The following is a 17101-nucleotide window of genomic DNA, read 5'->3' as shown; positions in this document are numbered from 1 at the left end:
AATAAAGCCCTTATGTCGAGTCAGAATACTTATTGAATCAAAAATAATCAAGAAAAACAAATCGTTTATCAAAATATTTATGTTATTTCTTATAGTCGATAATATCGGAGACAGTTTCTCCTGTAATAGCAGAAATCATTTTTTTGGAAAGAAATTTAGGATACTCTCTTTTAAAAGCAGACTCGCCGTATTGTCGTCCGAATTGATGATGATTGGTTTTTATTATTTCCATATCGATGGCTTTTTCTTCTTTATAATCTTTTTTAGTGAAAGGCCGACTCACAACGCGATATTGATTATTCATTTTTATTTCATTTAACGAGCCTAAGTTTTGCCAGTTTTCATCATCACTTTGTATCCCTTCAATAAAAGCACGAATACTGGGGTGATGTGGATGCAAGTTCGCAAGAAAGGATAATTTGTTAATCAAACGATCAATATCAAATTGTTGTATTTGTTCTTCAGACAATAAAGTATCTAAACCCGATTGTGATTGCTCATACTTTAGTTCTCCTAAGCTGTCTTTCAAACATTGCCATGCTTTTGCATAAGAGGTGTCCGGATCTTGGGGAGACTTCCCATACTTGAGAGAAACCCATCTCCTTTGGGGTGTAAGAGGCGAAATTTCATCTTGTAATGCAACTGCGCCAATGCAAGCTAATACAAAACCCGCACAGGAAAACCCCTTAACCCGTCCATCATAATTAGCGCCTTTTTTCATCAATTTTAAACCCACATTCACTACACTTGTCGGAAGATTTAATGAAGGGGCAACAAAAAATGAGCCCAGAACCGAACTAACACTCGCTCCTGGGTAAGGGAAAAAAGGAGTTTTAATAGGCGCTGTTTCACGTCGTGCTGCGAATTTTAAATATTCAAACACATTTAATATTTGCACTTCTCTACTTATTTTCTGATGTTCATTACAGTTTTCAACTGTATCCGCTAATCTTTTTTCATCATAAGTTACACCTTGTAATAGCCAACGCTCTGCCTGATTTGCAATAGCTTCACCACTTAGAGTTTTACTTCGAAAAATATGTATTTCAAGTGTATTTTTTTGACTGAGGTGAAAGAAATTACCTGCTTTGTTCATACCATGATGAAGATGATACAAGTGAGCAAGAGTCCCTCGTGTTACACCAGAGCGTTTGAACCCTGAACAAGCGTGAATAACATCACCAATATACTCAGGGTTAGAGGCATAAATAGCGGCATGATAAGGGGTGCCATTGTGCATGACAATAATAATGTCCCCTCGCTGTAATTCGGTAATGTTAATCATTGTGGATGATCCTTTAGTTACATTTGAAATGTTCTATCAAGAATTTTTTTAAAATGGAAATACCAATATTTATTTACATGATTAATAGATTCCAGAAATACAAACTAATTTTCTACTTTTAAATACAATGATTCATCGTTGTAAAGTTAACCTTCTCTATTGGTGAATTAACTTTAAAAACCAAATTTAATAATATTATTCTCTCTTGCAATATCATATTCATCATGAGCATCACAATAAAAGCTACCTCTTTCTATAAAATCAGTTTTTAAAGTCCTTTTTTGATATTTATTTTTTATAAAAAATGATTCCGAAATTTTACTATTCTGAATCTTTTTTGTAATACATTCTAAAAAAACATCACAAAAAATTTCTGTAATCTGACGAGCTTGATTAATATGTTCTTGTTCTGGAAAAATAAATTCAGGTAGAGGCAAAGTGGTTTTATTTAAAGTAGCACACCTTTGGACTTTCCTATTTTTGAATGAGGTTAGTGGACCTCCGTTAAATAAATTATTCGCCCTCCCAATACAACCAGACCAATAATCAACAACAATCACAGCATCATCATAAAAATTTTCAAGGCTTATTTCATCTCTCCTGCCAATTAACAACAAACAATGGGCAGATTTTTTATCAGATGCCTCTAATTGGACAAATTCAATGGGTCTTATAGTGGAATGTCCCAGTAGCAAAAACATCATACAAGTCATGTTATTGCACCTTCCTGTTCCCCATAATGCGAAAGCCTCTGCCTCTTTAATGACCTGCTCCATGCCTCTGAGTTTATTTTTACTATATGTATAACATGTTAGACAACTCAATAAAGTCGCGATACTTGCGAGCAAATATTGTTTATTATCAGGAGAAAAATATTCTGATGAAATTTTTAATCCCGCAAAAACCCTTTCCATGTTTTGAACTAATTCGGAAATTGAAGCTTCTTTTATCCCGCTTTTCCTAAACTCATTAATATGCTCTACGAGCTCATTTGCAAAAAATGCGGCCATACCCCTATTTCCTATTGGATATTGTTTATATTTATCCATTAATTGCCAGGCATCTTTAATGAATTTATAACTCTTTTCATCTAACATGTAATTTCCTAATTTTTTATTAAGAACCATAAAAAATATGATTAAATTTTTAAAGTTAAATATATAATTTTTACTCGGATAGAACAATAGAGATATTGGCTAATTTTGTGAAATCAATAAGTCTTGATGCTAACTAACAATATCCAGTGTGATATCTGTATTTTTATTCAATGTTTCGTTTTCTAAATAAAAAGCAATCTCTTTGCAATAAACTACAATGGAAGCCAAATCCCTTCTTTCAACTGCAAGAATATTATTGGCTTCACCAATCAAGTCAGTTTACGCAGCGCCTGTTACCTCAAAATCAACAGCAATATTGCCTCGCGTTGCATGAGAGTAAGGACAAATTTTTTCATGAGCTTCTTTAACTAACTCTGCCAATTCACGCTGAGGTAAATTGTTGTCTTCGACTCGCATTTTAACGGCTAGAGCAAATCCACCGGCCTCCCGCGGACCAATAGAAACACTGCAATCAATTGTTGCTTTGGAAGCATCTTTTTTATGCATTTTAGCCACATAATCCAGAGCGCCGCCAAAACAGGCAGCATAACCTGCTGCAAATAAATGCTCGGGAGTGACTGTATCAGGTTTTGCGGCTCCCCCCATTTCTTTGGGTACACAAAGTGCTACTTTTACAGCGCCATCGCTTGTTTCACTTCGTCCGTTACGACCGCCTGTCGCTGTCGCTGTAATTGTAAAAAGCGGCTTTATTTTATCCATTTTCCTCTCCTTGTTATGCCAGTCGTTATAGTATAATCACAAAAACAGCAAATTAGCGCCCCTGATTAATAAGATTTTATGAACATTTCAAACCCTATCGCCGCAGTCTACATTGCAAAACCCGAATTTCTTTCCGAACTTTGCGAAGAGCTTGGGCATGTTTCTGAAGTGATTGACAACTTAGTCTTTTCCTCTATTAAAAAGCCTGATGTCTGTTTTGCTCTGGATATTTGGTTAGACCCCCACATTATAACATTTCAATCCATATCCGAAGCTGTAAAAATTCTCCGTCAGGCCGGTAAATTCTGGTACTTACACCCTCTTCATCAAATAAGACGTTCTCGATTAATTGAAGAGCAATTACGAAAGTGCCCAACCTTAACGCAATCTTTTCCTGTTCAGCAGGAAATTCCGTTAATAGGAAGCTTCAGTTTACTGGATCAGCATACTTTAATTTACAGCACAACACGTTTAAAAAAATGGCCGGATGGACATTGTTTTTTTGTGGAGGATAAAATTAATCCTCCCAATCGCGCCTATCTAAAGCTATGGGAAGCCCTTACGTTGTTAAACAACTACCCAAAACCGGGTGAATCGGTGCTGGATTTAGGCGCCTCACCGGGTGGATGGACTTATGTGATGCAGTCTTCAGGTACCGTGGTCACCGCTGTTGACAAAGCTGATCTGCACGAAAAAATCGCACAACTTCCCCGCGTTAACTTTTTAAAACAAAGCGCATTTGCCTTAGACCCTGCAACGTTAGAGCAAACGTTTGATTGGGTTTTATCCGATGTGGCCTGCTATCCCGCACGCGCTTTTCAACTTATTATGAAATGGATAAATTCTGGTAAAGCAAAGCAGCTTATTTTTACTATAAAATTACAGGGTAAAACCGATATAAACCTGCTTAAACAATTTCAGGCAATCCCTGATTCCTGTTTATTAAATCTATTTTACAATAAGCACGAAGTCACTTTTTTTTATCCAGCCCCTCGTATGAAAACCTATGACAAAACATAAACAATGCGTATACTTTAGAAAATTATCCAGGTTAATTAACCATGATGTCTCGCGAACACCGAATAAATCAGCTCATTACTGAAAACTTGCAGCCTTCTGTGTTGAAAACTGTCAATGAATCAAATCGCCACCATGTTCCGGAAGGCTCAGAAACTCATTTTAAATTAATTATTGTTTCTGACAAATTTAAAAATACAACAAAAATTAACCGCCATCGCCTGATCAATAAGCTTCTGGCTACTGAATTAAATACCGGTCTGCACGCTTTAAGTCTCTATTTATACACTGGTGAAGAATGGCACAAACTTAAAAACAACCTCCCCGAATCACCAGCCTGCCGGGGCGGCTATGAAGAATAACTCTCCTGTCTATTGGCAAGGTGAATGTATAGTGACCAATAAATCACGCGGCTTTCACTTGATAACGCATGAACTAAAAAAAAGCATGTCTTCCATGCCTTTTATAGGCACAGGTCTACTGCATTTATTTCTTCAACATACTTCTGCCTCACTGGCAATTAATGAAAATGCGAGTATTGACGTCTCTCAAGACCTGGAATCCTATTTCAACAACCAGATTCCCGACAGTAACACATTATATCGCCATACTATAGAAGGCAGCGACGATATGCCGGCGCACATTAAAAATGTTTTATTGGGCGTAAGTCTTACCTTACCGCTGAAAGAAGGACAATGGGCGCTGGGGCAATGGCAAGGCATTTATTTATGTGAACATCGAAACCAACCTTCTATCCGCCGAATTATTATTACAGCTCATGGTATTTAAATAGAAAAAATACTTTTCATGGCTTCCTTCATTCCTTTATAATGACTATCTTTTTACCAATTAAGGCTATCAACAATGAAAGTATGGTCTTCTGAAAAAATTTCAATGATAGCCTTGGTGTTATTAATCACAGGGGCCATTGACAGCATACGAAACCTGCCTGCAACCGCTCTCTTCGGCTCGTCTCTTATTTTTTTCTTTATTTTTTCAGCGCTTGTTTTTCTGATTCCTGTAGCCCTTGTTTCAGCTGAGTTATCTTCCACCTGGGCTGAAGAAGAAGGAGGAATCTACAGTTGGGTTAAACATGCTTTTGGTGAAAGTATGGCATTTTTTACTATTTGGCTACAATGGATTAATACGATGGTGTGGTATCCTACTATCCTGTCTTTCATTGCGGGCACTCTGGCTTACTTGATCAACCCGGCGTTAGCACAAAATAAATATTACTTAATTTCAGTAATACTGATTGTATTCTGGTCATTGACTTTATTAGGTCTTTCTGGTTTGCGCGCCTCAGCGGCCTTTGCCAGCTTTTGTGCCATCGTCGGCATGATTTTGCCCATGGGTTTTATTATCCTCCTTGCAATTATCTGGCTTTTGAAGGGAAATCCTCTTGCTATTGATCTGAGTTTCTCTAACCTGATCCCTCATTGGAAAGACAGCCAATCCTGGGTTTCTTTAACAGCCATTATGACCTCCTTCCTGGGTATGGAATTGGCAGCAGTTCATGTGCGTAACGTGCGTGACCCTCAACGTAATTTCCCGCGCGCCATGTTTTTCTCAGTCTGTCTGATTTTAACGACAATGATTTTTGGCTCCCTGGCTATTGCTTTTGTATTGCCTCAGGAAAAAATTAATCTGGTTGATGGCGTTATGCAGGCTTTTACTGATTTCTTTCAAGCCTATCATTTAACTGCACTGATGCCTCTCATTGTGATTTTATTATTGCTGGGTAGTCTGGGCAGTATGATTAACTGGATTATTTCACCAGCCAAAGGTCTGTTATTAGCCGCAGACAATGGCTTTTTGCCCCATTTCCTTTATCGTTTAAACCGGCATGGTATTGCTTCTCGTATTTTATTGTTGCAAGCCATCCTTGTCACTTTATTATGTAGTGGCTTTTTACTTTTTCCAAGTGTAAATGCCATCTATTGGTTATTCACTGCGTTAAGCACTGAGCTTTATATCATGATGTATGTGTTAATGTTCTTTGCAGCCTGGCGTCTAAAAAGAAAATTCGCTAGCTTACCGCGCCCTTTCGTTATTCCGGGGGGACAATATGGCTATTATCTGGTTTGTCTGTTAGGTTTGACCGGTTGCGCTATTACCTTAATCGTTGGATTTATTCCTCCGGAAAACAGCATGGACGTAGGTGGCGCTAATCATTTTCGTTTGGTTTTTGCTACAGGTATTTTTCTTATGATTATGCCCGCATTTTTACTTTATTTGCGCAAAAAGCGACTGGCGTCAGAGTTATTAAACATTAATAAAGCTATTTAAATAACAATTTTGGTCTAAAATTATACATAAACAATCATTTATCATGCTTGTTCAAGGAACAGGCTTAATCTTGGGCAGAATGCCTGCGGGTGAATGCTTACCCATTTATCAGGGCAAGTAGAAAGCAACCTGTAGGGAAAACGCTGACAGGGAGGAATGCTGCAATGAAAAAAGAAGATGACGCTTTGTTTATTTCCAATCCTCGGCTAATTTCTGCGGCCTATTTTGGAGTATTGGCAGTTGTAGTGACCATTATTATTGATTCTACGCTGTATGCGATTGGCATAAAACAAATATTACCTGCTTTTCAGGCTATTCTTTTAGCAGTGGTGGTTGCGTCTCTTTTCGGTGCAATATTTGGCAAACAAATTATTTACAGTAAAAAACCCTATCGTTGGAAGGCTTTTTTATGGGGGTTTTTGATGGTTATTGCTGCTCTGCCGTTTTATGATTTAATTTTTTTCTTTCTTTTCAAGAAACATTCTTCTCATGCTTTTCCTGGAGACGCAAGCTTGGGAGAACTGGCATTTTCCTATTTATTAATTGTAATATATAGTTTTCTGGTAGCAGGTTTATGGCTGGCGATTGCAGCGGGATTGGCAGCAATATATTTACGCGGTAAACTGGTTTACGACATACTCCATTCAAAATCCGATGGACAAAAACTATCGCCTGAAGAAAAAAAGATGAGTCCAAAACTCCAGGAAACCAAACCAGATAAACATCTTCTTGATTAATGAGCTGAATATATGAGTCAAACTATTAATGCCAAGCGTCCTTTAAGTCCCCGACTTGCGGGAGCCATTTTTTTTGCTATTTATGCTTTACTGTTTACGCTATTTGCTAAATATACCTTATTATCCTTAAGGGATAGCGCGCTACTCCCCCTCTTACCTGCATGCCTGACAGCTCTGATTACCGGTGCGTTCGCTGGAAGTTTATTTGGTGAAACCCTGGCAAAAAAAGCGCATTGGTCGCGCTCTTTATTATCAGGTATCTTACTTGCCTGCTTATCCCTGCTATTAGGCACGCTGGCTATTCTCACTTATCATTATTTGAACAATGCAAGTTTCTTCAGCAATTTTCATCGTTGGCAAGATTATTTATTAATTTATGGAGCCATTCTCCTCTCACTTGTTTTAACAATCGGTGTATGGCTTATTCCGTTGACCGGATTAATCGCTATTTACTTTAATAATTATTTTCTACCGGGCCTGATGGCGATTGATCAAAAACGTTTGCAAAGTGAAAATCAGCCTGTCACCAAAGCATCAAACGATGAAGAAGTCTAATAAAGCCTGGCTTTTAACAGCTCTCCACCAAGGAGCTACTGTTATTACGCCCAACAAACGTTTAAGTATTGAACTGCTACGTGATTTTGCTCATTTCTTTCCGCAAAAAATACAGGATAAACCTGTTTGTCTCTCTTATTCTGCTTTTTTGCATAGCAGTTTCCTTCAATGTTGTCATCGTTATTCACCCTTGCCTCATCCTCTCATTTTAACCGACCATCAATGTCGACATTTATGGCGGTTGACTATTACTTCCTCTCTCAATGAATTGGTTAATGAGGGACTGCTACACGCGGTGGAAGAAGCCTGGACGCGATGCCATTTTTGGCGCCTTGATTTTTGCCATCCTGCTTTCTCTTCTACACCCCAAACAAGGCAATTTCAAAATTGGGCAATGACATTCCAGCAAAAGCTCGACAAACTGGGAGCGATCACTGAGGAACAAATAGCAAACTATCTACTTTCCCAATCGCCCATCTGGCAAAAAAAAACTCTGATATGGGCTTGTTTTGATGATTACACACCTCAGCAGCAAGCCTTGCAACAACATTTTGATAATCAAGGTTACGAACTTTATCATTATGATTTAAGTAGTGAAGAAACAAAGCCGGCTTATTGTTATGAAGCGTCCGATGAAAACGATGAGTTACAACAGCTTATTGGCTGGTTAAAAGAGCGTCTTGCCCAAGGTGAAAAACATATCGGGGTTGTTGTTCCCGATTTGCAAACATGTTCCCTGAGCCTGCAACGCCGCTTGCAACAAGAAATTCCAGCTGATCAGTTGAACGTTTCTTTAGGCCAGGCTCTAAGCGACTATCCCTTGGTTGCTCATGCTTTTTGCTGGCTTCAATTGGATAAAAATAAGCTAAGCGCTTCTCAGGCACGTTTACTATTACACTCACCTTATCTTGCCTGTTCGCAATCAGAAATGCTTGCCAGAGCTCAATTCATGGAAGACAGTACTGTTCTCCAAGAGCATTATTTTACCCAGGATTGTTTTGTTAAAGAATTGCAGTCTACTGCACCTGAACTGGCAAAATTACTAAAGGAAATGGTTGACTATCCTGAAGAGGCATCAATCCAGGCATGGATTACTCTTTTTAAAAATCGGCTTAAAAGTCTGGGTTTTCCAGGTGAATACCCCCTGAATTCTGCAACGTACCAATGTTATCAACGATTTTCAGATTTATTCGATGAATTTAAGCAACTCACTTTACTAACCACTCATTTAGCTAAACGAGACGCGCAACGTGCCTTGATTGATATAGCAAAATCAATTGTTTTCCAACCTGAAACAACGACTTCATCAGTTCAGATTCTTGGTTTGCTTGAAGCATCGGGATGTACCTTTGATAGCCTTTGGGTTACGGGAATGACTGATCAATGTTTACCGCAGAAGCCAAGGCTTTCAGCCTTTATTCCTCTTTCGTTGCAACGCGAGAACAGGATGCCTTATGCTGACCCCGAGAAAGAATTACAATTGGCACAAAAAACAGTAAACCGATTAAACGCCGGCAGCGATTATCTTGTATTCAGCTATCCGCGTTCAAGTGAAGATAAGCCTAATCTGCGAAGCCCTCTTCTTACTGATCTGATCCCTTTTCATGCGCTTGAATGGAACAGAGCTACTGCGTCCATAGACTTGATCGAGACGACAGAAAATTATCAGCTTCCTCTTACCGATCACGAAAAAACAACCGGAGGAACTGCTATTTTGGCTAATCAGGCCAAATGTCCGTTCCGTGCATTCGCTGCACATCGCCTGCATGCCAAAACTGCCAAAATAATCTCTGACGGACCCGATGCCAGAGAACGGGGACAGTTAATTCATCAGGTAATGGAGCTGTTATGGCAGGCATTAACCTGCCAGACAACCCTTTTAGCACTTGATGAAAACCAGGTGAATGAATATATCGAATCAGCTATTAAAACGGCTCTCCAGCCCTTAACCAAACAACGTCCTCATTCTTTCTCTTCACTTATTCAAGAGGTTGAACTCACTCGGCTTAAACGTCTGGTGAAGGTTTGCCTCGATTGGGAACGACAACGACCTTCCTTTATTATTGAAGCATTGGAGCAGGATTTCACTATTAATCTGGCGGGTATTGATTTTAGAGTAAGGGTCGATCGGCTAGATAGAATGGAAAACGATAAAAAGTGGGTCATTGATTATAAAAGCAGTTTACCCGCCAGCTTGCCCTGGAAAGAAGAACGTCCCAAAGAACCGCAATTATTACTCTATGCACTTCTGGATGAGGCAATCAATGGGTTGCTATTTGCACAATTAAAGTCTGGTCAATTAACTTGCAAAGGTCTAAGCGAAGAGAATTGTTCGCTTGTCGGAATAAGCACCATAAAAAAAGAGGAAAGTTGGTCTGAATATAGACAACATTGGCAAACCCGGTTAAATGAATTAGCCACAGAATTCGCTGAAGGTCATTGCCCTCCCAAGCCCCTCAACACCTCTATATGTCAACAATGCGACTACCAAAATCTTTGTCGTTATCACGATTAGTCAATTAATCTCAATTTAAAAAAAGCTTTCAAAAAATGGAAATAGGGAAAAATGTGTAATTAAAACCTGGAAATAAATTTCCCGCTTGGTCCATATCCTGCAAAAAAATTATGCTATTAGGTGAATTTTCTTTGTTATCAATACCATAACCGTTATTTTGTTTGTTTTTTTACCATAATATTATCTCCCTGGAAATTAGACAAAATTCAACGTATTTGTTAGCATCAATCCAGATTAGTTATATTCCGATTCAAAATATATTATTAAACACGGAGGAGTGATGCTTAAAAGGAATTTCTTAATAGCTATGGTTAATATTATAATAATTAATATAACCTGGATAAGTAATGCATACGCTTATTTTGATTATGGAACAGGAAGTTTGCTAATCCAATCGATGATCGCCGGCTTCGGCGCAATTATTATGTTCTTTAATCGCATCAAACACTATTTACATTCATTATTTTGTAAAATCTTTTTTAGGAAAGAAAAGCAAATTCTCCCTCATGACGATTTAAAAAACAACGATGAAGTGATTTGATGACACAAATAGCTGAAGAAGAAATTAGAATGCCATCTTCATTTAGAGATCCGGATGGTTTTATTATTTTTAACAATAACAAAGTACAACGCGTTATCTTACCTTCTTATTATCCACAATATGCTCATCTCATGAACAGCGGGCTATATGCTCATTTGGTTAATTGCCAAAAGCTTGTTAGTCACGATGTAGTTTATGAATCTGAAGCCAAAATCATAATTGAGCCGAAACAAATTCCTTTTGTCAGCTATTTTTATGAGTGGCCTTTTCATGTGTTGAAGGAAGCGGCTTTATTAACATTGGATATCATAAAAACAGCTTTGCAATATGGGATGTGTTTAAAAGATGCCTCCAGTTTTAATATACACTTAATGGCTGGTAAACCCATTTTTATTGATACTTTATCCTTCACTCTGTACCGTGAAGGAGAACCATGGGGAGCTTACGGGCAATTTTGCCGTCATTTTTTGGCCCCTCTCCTTCTTATAAAATATAAACATACCAGCTTTTCAAAAATTCTAAATAACTTCATCGATGGATTACCTCTGGATTTGGTGAGTGGATTACTTCCTGCGAAAACTCATTTTTCTCCTTTTATAAAGTTAAATGTGCACTCCCATGCCAAAAAACTCAGAAAATACAATAGTTCAACGACTTCCCATGTTTACCTGCCTAAGAATAAATTACTTCATATCCTTAATTATATGACGTCCTTTATAAATGCCCTGGATTATTCAGAGCACAAAACTGAATGGAGTGATTACTACCACATCACTAATTATTCACAGGACGCCTTTAATAAAAAGGCTGCAATCGTAAGCAAATGGGTTGAGCAGATTGAAGCTAAAACGATTTGGGATGTCGGAAGTAATAATGGACATTTTTCAAGACTGATTGCACAAAAAAAGGAACTTGTTATTTCTACTGATATTGATCCCGTGGCTGTAGATAACAATTACCTGCTCAACAAAAAAAAGAAGGTCTCATCGATTATTCCTCTTATTATCGATGTAACCAATCCCTCGCCTTCAATAGGTTTTAACAATCAGGAGAGATTTTCATTTTCTGAACGATTATTAACGAGTAAAATTGATTGTGTCCTTGCTCTTGCTCTTATTCATCACCTATGTTTGTCGAATAATTGCACTTTTTCGATGGTTCTTGATTATTTCAAAAAACTGACTCGCTTTTTAATTATTGAATTTATTCCTCCCGGAGATTCCTGGGTTGATGAGTTATTAAACCGAAAACGAGGCAGCAAACATTTGTTTCATTTTTATAATCAGGATGCATTTGAAAAAGCATGTTTGGTTGATTTTTTAATCGTCAATAAAACAAAGATCGAAGGTTCTCAGAGAACCCTTTATTTATTAAAAGTCAAATAAAAGGCCCATCAGATTGTGAAGAAATACCTTAGCCTGTTTTGTATCTGTACGCTTATTGTTGCTTACCCTATTCTTTTTCATGTTTCTAATAATCAGAATAGTTTTTATTTTAAAGATGTTCTTTTTTCTTTTTTAATTATTCTCGGTATAACTCTCGTTTTTTTAACAGGTATTTTTTTAATATTAAACGTTTTGTTCAAAAAAAATGATGAATTTATTTTCAAAGTAAGTACGGGTTCCTTATTTGTTTTACTGCTTATTATGATGCGGCATACAATTTTTAATAATCCTGAATTACCTTTTCTCTTTTATTTAAATCAATCTTCTTTGTATTCAAAATGGATTCTATTTATTTTTTGTTCTGTTTTATTTTTCAGCATGGGATATGTTTTAGTTAACAAGATAACGAAAAATTTCATTTTTATTCTTTTGCTTCTCAATTTGGTTAATCTCATTCCTCTTGTGAAACCGAAAGCCTCTGATTATTTTCATCATTTATATACTCAAAACACTTCATCAGAACCCTCTTTAAAAACAAAACCCAATATATTTTTCATCCTAGTCGACAGTTTAACAAGTATGAAAGGGATGGAATCTCTGGGAATCAAAAAAGAACTTGAAGCGTTTATGAATCAATTAGCCCAAATCGGATTTACGCATTACCCTGATTTTTACACTTCATTACAGCCTACCAAGTATGCTTTACTCACCTATCTTAATATGAGTTACAAAATAAATGAAGAGAATGCCTATCGGATTTCAAAACAGGAGTTGATGTCTTACTCGCTTAATAAGTCCAGAATATATCATGTTCTTAAGAAAAATGGCTATACTCTTAACATTATCCATCAAATGGAATATTTTCTTACCGAAAATTGTCGCGCAGACAGCTGTTATTTTGCATCTAAATTGGAAGATTATTCCTCAGCTCAACGAATTGCATCTATTCTTAATTTTCTTTTGCCTCTTACAACCTATTTTGCCAGGCAAAATATAAATCTTTTCTTTGATCCCAATAAAATGATTGATAACCCCAATGATCGGGATACTGTGGGCTGGTTTACTCAGTTCACTCTTCATCATATTAGCGAGTTAAACTTACACAAACCAAATTTTACCTACATTCACGCATTCACCTTTCCTGGTCACACCGCAGAGCATATCTGTGATGAACAGAAAGAAACAGAGAAATACCTCGAACGTATACAATACACTAAAAAATTTATTAACTTAGTAATTGACAGGATTCAAACCATCGATAAAAACGCAATTATTTTGATAGCGGGTGATCATGGTCCCTATATTTTTAATAAATGCACCAGAGAAGGTATTCACAAAAAAGAGGAAGTTGCTGAACGGCAAGGTGCTTTTTTATCCATTTATTGGGGAGATGATTATAAAGGCCAGTATGATGCTCAAATCAAATCATCTCATAACTTATTTAGATATCTCCTTGCCTGGTTAGCAAAAGATGAAATATTTCTATCAGGACGTGAAAAAGACAATGCTTATACTCTGTATAAAAATGGTTCTATTGCGCTCACAGTTCATGATTGTCAATATCAAAATAATGCTGTTCTCCTCGATAGAACGCATCAAAAAAATTCTTATATCTCTTGATGAGATCCGTGAGCTGATTGTCAATTCCTGGTGACCTCACGCTACGCTTCATTAGAGTTCTTGCGATAAAAAAATAAAAATGATACCTTTCACCTTTACCTGCTTGTTAAGAAACATGAAATGGACATCAGTAAGCGGATATTATTTCTTGATTGGTTAAGAATTTTTTCATTTTCCAGCGTACTGATTGGCCATAAATTTTATGATCTTCTTTATACTATTTCCCAAAATGACTTTATTCATGAATCATTACGATTGATCATTAAATTGTTATTGCCTTTCTGTTTTGGCGGTGGGGCTGGTGTAGTTGTTTTTTTCTTGATTTCAGGTTATGTCATCACTCATGTTTTGCAAAAAGAGCAACCTCTAGAATTTTTTATCAAACGTATTTTTAGAATATACCCTCTTTATATTGTGGCTGTTTTATTGCAATACTGGTTCATGCATCTCCCTGTAACTCCTCACATCCTGATACCACAATTACTTTTACTTGGGGATTTTTTTGACACGCCACACACATTGTCCGGGGTTGAATGGACGTTGAGAATAGAAGTGTTATTTTATATTTTTATGTTATGTTTACGCCATCTTAAAATTATTGGCCAATATGACTATACTTTACCCTGGATCATCATGGGTACAACCTTACTATTAGGGTATATCTCTCCCTTACCACGTGAAACGCTTGCAAACCATGGCTATGTGAATATTTATGCCCCATTTTTGTTTATAGGGGTATTTGTTTGGCTCTATGAATATAAAAAAATTAACCTCACCTTCATTGGCGCTTTTTCTTGCCTGGTCCTGTTACAACACTGGCATCTTATAGACACTTATCAACCTGATTGGCGACATGCCAATTTTGCCATTTTAGGAACTCTTTTATTTTTTGCCTTTTGGCTGCTAAGAGAGCATCTGATCTACAATCGAGTAATCTTCTACGTTTCCAAACTGACTTATTCGGTTTACCTTTTTCATTGCCTTCTTTTTGATGTAATGAAGCGATGGCTAGATTGGAGTGGTCTACTACACTACCATAATCCAATTATTTTAGCCTTGCTGTTTGCGATTTGTGCTTTGCTGGTGAAATTCATTGAACAACCTGGGATTAAAGCAGGCTATCATGTACTTCAATACATCATTACTTTAAAATATTCGCGAAGACCTAAAAAAATAGCGGTAAGTGATTTATTGTAAAAACATGACGAATCATAGGATTTTAAGTTTACTTGACTATGATGCCTACGTACCGTGGCTTGTCCGCGATACCCAGAGATTGTGGCACGAAACTCGACTCTTCCTGCCTGGACCAGCCGGGCTTTGCAAGTGTCAAGTAAAATTTAAGCCTCATTGAAAGAGTCGCTATCCATAGGGATCTTTAACAAGACATTGGATACAGGCTTTCGTTGGCAATTCAATACGCTTTGAATTTTTTGTCCGGCACAAAGCAATAAAATACCAACCAGGTTGTCTATTTTGCTCTTAAAAAAATCATATTAATTACTATTAAATCATAATAAATTTATTATCATGAACTTATGGGAAAAATTATTGATATTGCTATTGAATTGAGTAGAATGCTTTCTAGCATTTAGAGCTTAAGGAATCGCATGATTTATGACAGGAACATTACTTTTCGCCTTCGATTGGTAGAAAGTTATGACGCAGATTTTTTACTTGCTCTCCGTTCTGATCCTGAAATAATCAATAATCTCAGTAGTTTTGTCTTCTTAAATCAAACATTGCAAAAATCATGGATTGAAAACATTAGTAGCACTCAAGATAAAAAATACCTGATTTTTGAAAAAAATGATGAAAATCAATGGATCCAATTAGGTTTGGTTCGGATAGATTGTATTGACTTTGTTAATCGATCAATGCGAGTAGGAGGAGATATTCACCAAAATTACAGAGGCTATGGTTATTCAAAAATCATGTATTCGCTTATTTTTGAACTTGGCTTCCGCGTATGGAATCTTAACCGTTTGTGGTTATTTTTATTATCCAGTAATTCAAGAGCCTTCAATCTTTATAAGAAACTTGGTTTTCAACAAGAGGGCATCCAGAGACAGGCTATTTATAGAAATGGTGTGTATCTTGATCATATTATGATGTCTTTTTTGCAAATAGATTACATTAAGATGTATTGTGCTAACTTTAAGGAAAATACTCATGAAAAACATTCCCTTGTTTAAAGTTTTTATGTCTCCGGATGTTTCTGCTACGCTCAATGAAGTACTTCTTAGTGGTTATGTTGGTGAAGGAGATACTGTTGTAGATTTTGAGTCTCAACTTTCTCGATACATAGGAAACAATCATTTAGTAACCGTAAATAGTGGGACCTCAGCTCTTCACTTAGCCTATCATATGGCTTTAGACGGTCAGACCCCAAAGAACAACACACAGTTTGAAATTATTAGTACTCCTATGACCTGTACAGCAACTAATACTCCAATTATTGCTAATGGGGCAAAAATTGTATGGGCAGATGTAGATCCTTTGACAGGTAATATCGATCCACAAAGCATTAAAGAAAAAATAACTGAATTTACCAAAGCGATTGTCATCGTTCATTGGGGTGGGAATCCTTGTAAAATTGACGAGATTAAGCAAATAGCAAACACACATAATATTAAAGTAGTAGAGGATGCTGCCCATGCGATGGGAGCAATATACAAAGAAAAACTCATTGGAAATCACTCTGATTATACCGCCTTTTCTTTTCAAGCCATCAAGCACTTGACTACAGTGGACGGCGGGCTTTTAGCGGTAAAAAACGAAGAGGATACCAAAAGAGCAAAATTACTTCGTTGGTATGGAATTGATAGAACTGTCAGAGAGGGAATTGATTTAAGATGTGAGCTGGATGTTAAAGAAGCGGGTTATAAGTTCCATATGAACAACGTCTCTGCAGCGATTGGTCTGGAAAATTTAAAATTTCTTGATCAAATAGTAGCAAAACACCGTTCTAACGCTGAATTTTATAATCAGGCTTTCAATAATATTGCAAACATCCGGATTGCCAAAACTGAAAAAGAGGCTGTTTCAGCCTATTGGTTATATACCATGCATGTCAATAATCGAGATGAATTTATGAAAAAAATGGCTTTGGACGGTATCACTGTTTCCAAGGTTCACGCACGTAATGATACGCATACAATGTTTCGTGCATTCTCTGCTTCTTTACCACAAGTTGATGAATTTAATCGTACTCATGTCTGCATTCCTGTAGGTTGGTGGGTAACTCAGGAAGAGCGAGAATACATTGCTGAGAAAGCTATTCAGCACGCCAGCAGTCACTCAAGTAAAAAAGTAGATTCTTGTATAGCGTAAAGGAGAA

The 17101-nt window shown here is 37.0% G+C and carries 16 protein-coding genes; 13 read left to right on the top strand and 3 right to left on the bottom strand.

Features of this window, described 5'->3' with window-relative positions; genetic code table 11:
• Window positions 1-82: 82 nt before the first annotated feature.
• From T345_RS0102820 to T345_RS0102805, 3 genes are all read right to left on the bottom strand, one after another.
• Window positions 83-1285 carry a hypothetical protein gene (locus T345_RS0102820; protein ID WP_028388015.1) on the bottom strand — a complete coding sequence of 401 codons (1203 nt, stop codon included), beginning with the start codon at window positions 1283-1285 and terminating at the stop codon, window positions 83-85.
• 173 nt (window positions 1286-1458) lie between these two features.
• On the bottom strand, window positions 1459-2382 hold the full coding sequence (locus tag T345_RS0102815; RefSeq protein WP_028388014.1) for a hypothetical protein: 924 nt from the start codon (window positions 2380-2382) through the stop codon (window positions 1459-1461).
• A 279-nt stretch (window positions 2383-2661) separates the two neighbouring features.
• Window positions 2662-3102: an Ohr family peroxiredoxin gene (locus T345_RS0102805; protein WP_028388013.1), complete on the bottom strand. Its 441-nt coding sequence runs from the start codon at window positions 3100-3102 to the stop codon at window positions 2662-2664.
• 78 nt (window positions 3103-3180) lie between these two features.
• Between T345_RS0102805 and T345_RS0102800 the strand changes: the two genes are divergently transcribed.
• The 13 genes from T345_RS0102800 (at window position 3181) to T345_RS13350 (ending at window position 17094) form a co-directional block, all read left to right on the top strand.
• Window positions 3181-4122, top strand: a complete 942-nt coding sequence (locus T345_RS0102800) for an SAM-dependent methyltransferase (protein WP_028388012.1) — start codon at window positions 3181-3183, stop codon at window positions 4120-4122.
• A gap of 41 nt (window positions 4123-4163) precedes the next feature.
• Complete coding sequence (locus T345_RS0102795) at window positions 4164-4481, top strand: BolA family protein (protein WP_242604565.1); 318 nt, start codon at window positions 4164-4166, stop codon at window positions 4479-4481.
• Window positions 4471-4908, top strand: a complete 438-nt coding sequence (locus T345_RS0102790) for a secondary thiamine-phosphate synthase enzyme YjbQ (RefSeq protein WP_028388010.1) — start codon at window positions 4471-4473, stop codon at window positions 4906-4908. The genes T345_RS0102795 and T345_RS0102790 overlap by 11 nt, the downstream gene beginning before the upstream one ends.
• 75 nt (window positions 4909-4983) lie before the next feature.
• Window positions 4984-6408, top strand: a complete 1425-nt coding sequence (locus T345_RS0102785) for an amino acid permease (protein WP_028388009.1) — start codon at window positions 4984-4986, stop codon at window positions 6406-6408.
• Window positions 6409-6572: 164 nt separating this feature from the next.
• A complete protein-coding gene (locus T345_RS0102780; RefSeq protein ID WP_028388008.1) occupies window positions 6573-7145 on the top strand; it encodes a hypothetical protein in 573 nt (190 codons plus the stop codon).
• Between the two features lie 12 nt (window positions 7146-7157).
• Complete coding sequence (locus tag T345_RS0102775; protein ID WP_028388007.1) at window positions 7158-7700, top strand: hypothetical protein; 543 nt, start codon at window positions 7158-7160, stop codon at window positions 7698-7700.
• Window positions 7687-10215, top strand: coding sequence for a PD-(D/E)XK nuclease family protein (locus tag T345_RS0102770; protein WP_035918008.1), 2529 nt, complete (start codon window positions 7687-7689; stop codon window positions 10213-10215). The genes T345_RS0102775 and T345_RS0102770 overlap by 14 nt, the downstream gene beginning before the upstream one ends.
• A gap of 307 nt (window positions 10216-10522) precedes the next feature.
• The gene (locus T345_RS0102765; protein ID WP_131777716.1) at window positions 10523-10756 is read left to right on the top strand and encodes a hypothetical protein; all 234 of its coding nucleotides are present in this window, start codon (window positions 10523-10525) and stop codon (window positions 10754-10756) included.
• Window positions 10756-12141, top strand: coding sequence for a class I SAM-dependent methyltransferase (locus tag T345_RS0102760; protein ID WP_051555100.1), 1386 nt, complete (start codon window positions 10756-10758; stop codon window positions 12139-12141). Before T345_RS0102765 ends, T345_RS0102760 begins: the two co-directional genes overlap by 1 nt.
• A 15-nt stretch (window positions 12142-12156) precedes the next feature.
• Entirely contained in the window at window positions 12157-13761 is a 1605-nt protein-coding gene (locus T345_RS0102755; protein ID WP_028388003.1) for a sulfatase-like hydrolase/transferase, read from the top strand.
• Window positions 13762-13881: 120 nt separating this feature from the next.
• Window positions 13882-14958, top strand: coding sequence for an acyltransferase family protein (locus tag T345_RS13360; RefSeq protein WP_051555099.1), 1077 nt, complete (start codon window positions 13882-13884; stop codon window positions 14956-14958).
• Window positions 14959-15371: 413 nt separating this feature from the next.
• The gene (locus T345_RS14480) at window positions 15372-15956 is read left to right on the top strand and encodes a GNAT family N-acetyltransferase (protein ID WP_051555098.1); all 585 of its coding nucleotides are present in this window, start codon (window positions 15372-15374) and stop codon (window positions 15954-15956) included.
• Window positions 15934-17094 carry a DegT/DnrJ/EryC1/StrS family aminotransferase gene (locus tag T345_RS13350; RefSeq protein WP_051555097.1) on the top strand — a complete coding sequence of 387 codons (1161 nt, stop codon included), beginning with the start codon at window positions 15934-15936 and terminating at the stop codon, window positions 17092-17094. The genes T345_RS14480 and T345_RS13350 overlap by 23 nt, the downstream gene beginning before the upstream one ends.
• Window positions 17095-17101: the final 7 nt, after the last annotated feature.

The organism is Legionella fairfieldensis ATCC 49588 (assembly GCF_000621525.1).
In the GTDB taxonomy this organism is placed as follows: domain Bacteria; phylum Pseudomonadota; class Gammaproteobacteria; order Legionellales; family Legionellaceae; genus Tatlockia; species Tatlockia fairfieldensis.
The sequence above is the reverse complement of the archived record's forward strand: the minus strand, read 5'-3'. Positions and strand labels throughout refer to the sequence as shown.

Bases quoted from the DNA above. Each gene is read 5' to 3' on its own strand.
- T345_RS0102820 (WP_028388015.1), bottom strand. From the start codon at position 1,285: ATGATTAACATTACCGAATTACAGCGAGGGGACATTATTATTGTCATG.
- T345_RS0102815 (WP_028388014.1), bottom strand. From the start codon at position 2,382: ATGTTAGATGAAAAGAGTTATAAATTCATTAAAGATGCCTGGCAATTA.
- T345_RS0102805 (WP_028388013.1), bottom strand. From the start codon at position 3,102: ATGGATAAAATAAAGCCGCTTTTTACAATTACAGCGACAGCGACAGGC.
- T345_RS0102800 (WP_028388012.1), top strand. From the start codon at position 3,181: ATGAACATTTCAAACCCTATCGCCGCAGTCTACATTGCAAAACCCGAA.
- T345_RS0102795 (WP_242604565.1), top strand. From the start codon at position 4,164: ATGATGTCTCGCGAACACCGAATAAATCAGCTCATTACTGAAAACTTG.
- T345_RS0102790 (WP_028388010.1), top strand. From the start codon at position 4,471: ATGAAGAATAACTCTCCTGTCTATTGGCAAGGTGAATGTATAGTGACC.
- T345_RS0102785 (WP_028388009.1), top strand. From the start codon at position 4,984: ATGAAAGTATGGTCTTCTGAAAAAATTTCAATGATAGCCTTGGTGTTA.
- T345_RS0102780 (WP_028388008.1), top strand. From the start codon at position 6,573: ATGAAAAAAGAAGATGACGCTTTGTTTATTTCCAATCCTCGGCTAATT.
- T345_RS0102775 (WP_028388007.1), top strand. From the start codon at position 7,158: ATGAGTCAAACTATTAATGCCAAGCGTCCTTTAAGTCCCCGACTTGCG.
- T345_RS0102770 (WP_035918008.1), top strand. From the start codon at position 7,687: ATGAAGAAGTCTAATAAAGCCTGGCTTTTAACAGCTCTCCACCAAGGA.
- T345_RS0102765 (WP_131777716.1), top strand. From the start codon at position 10,523: ATGGTTAATATTATAATAATTAATATAACCTGGATAAGTAATGCATAC.
- T345_RS0102760 (WP_051555100.1), top strand. From the start codon at position 10,756: ATGACACAAATAGCTGAAGAAGAAATTAGAATGCCATCTTCATTTAGA.
- T345_RS13360 (WP_051555099.1), top strand. From the start codon at position 13,882: ATGGACATCAGTAAGCGGATATTATTTCTTGATTGGTTAAGAATTTTT.
- T345_RS14480 (WP_051555098.1), top strand. From the start codon at position 15,372: ATGATTTATGACAGGAACATTACTTTTCGCCTTCGATTGGTAGAAAGT.
- T345_RS13350 (WP_051555097.1), top strand. From the start codon at position 15,934: ATGAAAAACATTCCCTTGTTTAAAGTTTTTATGTCTCCGGATGTTTCT.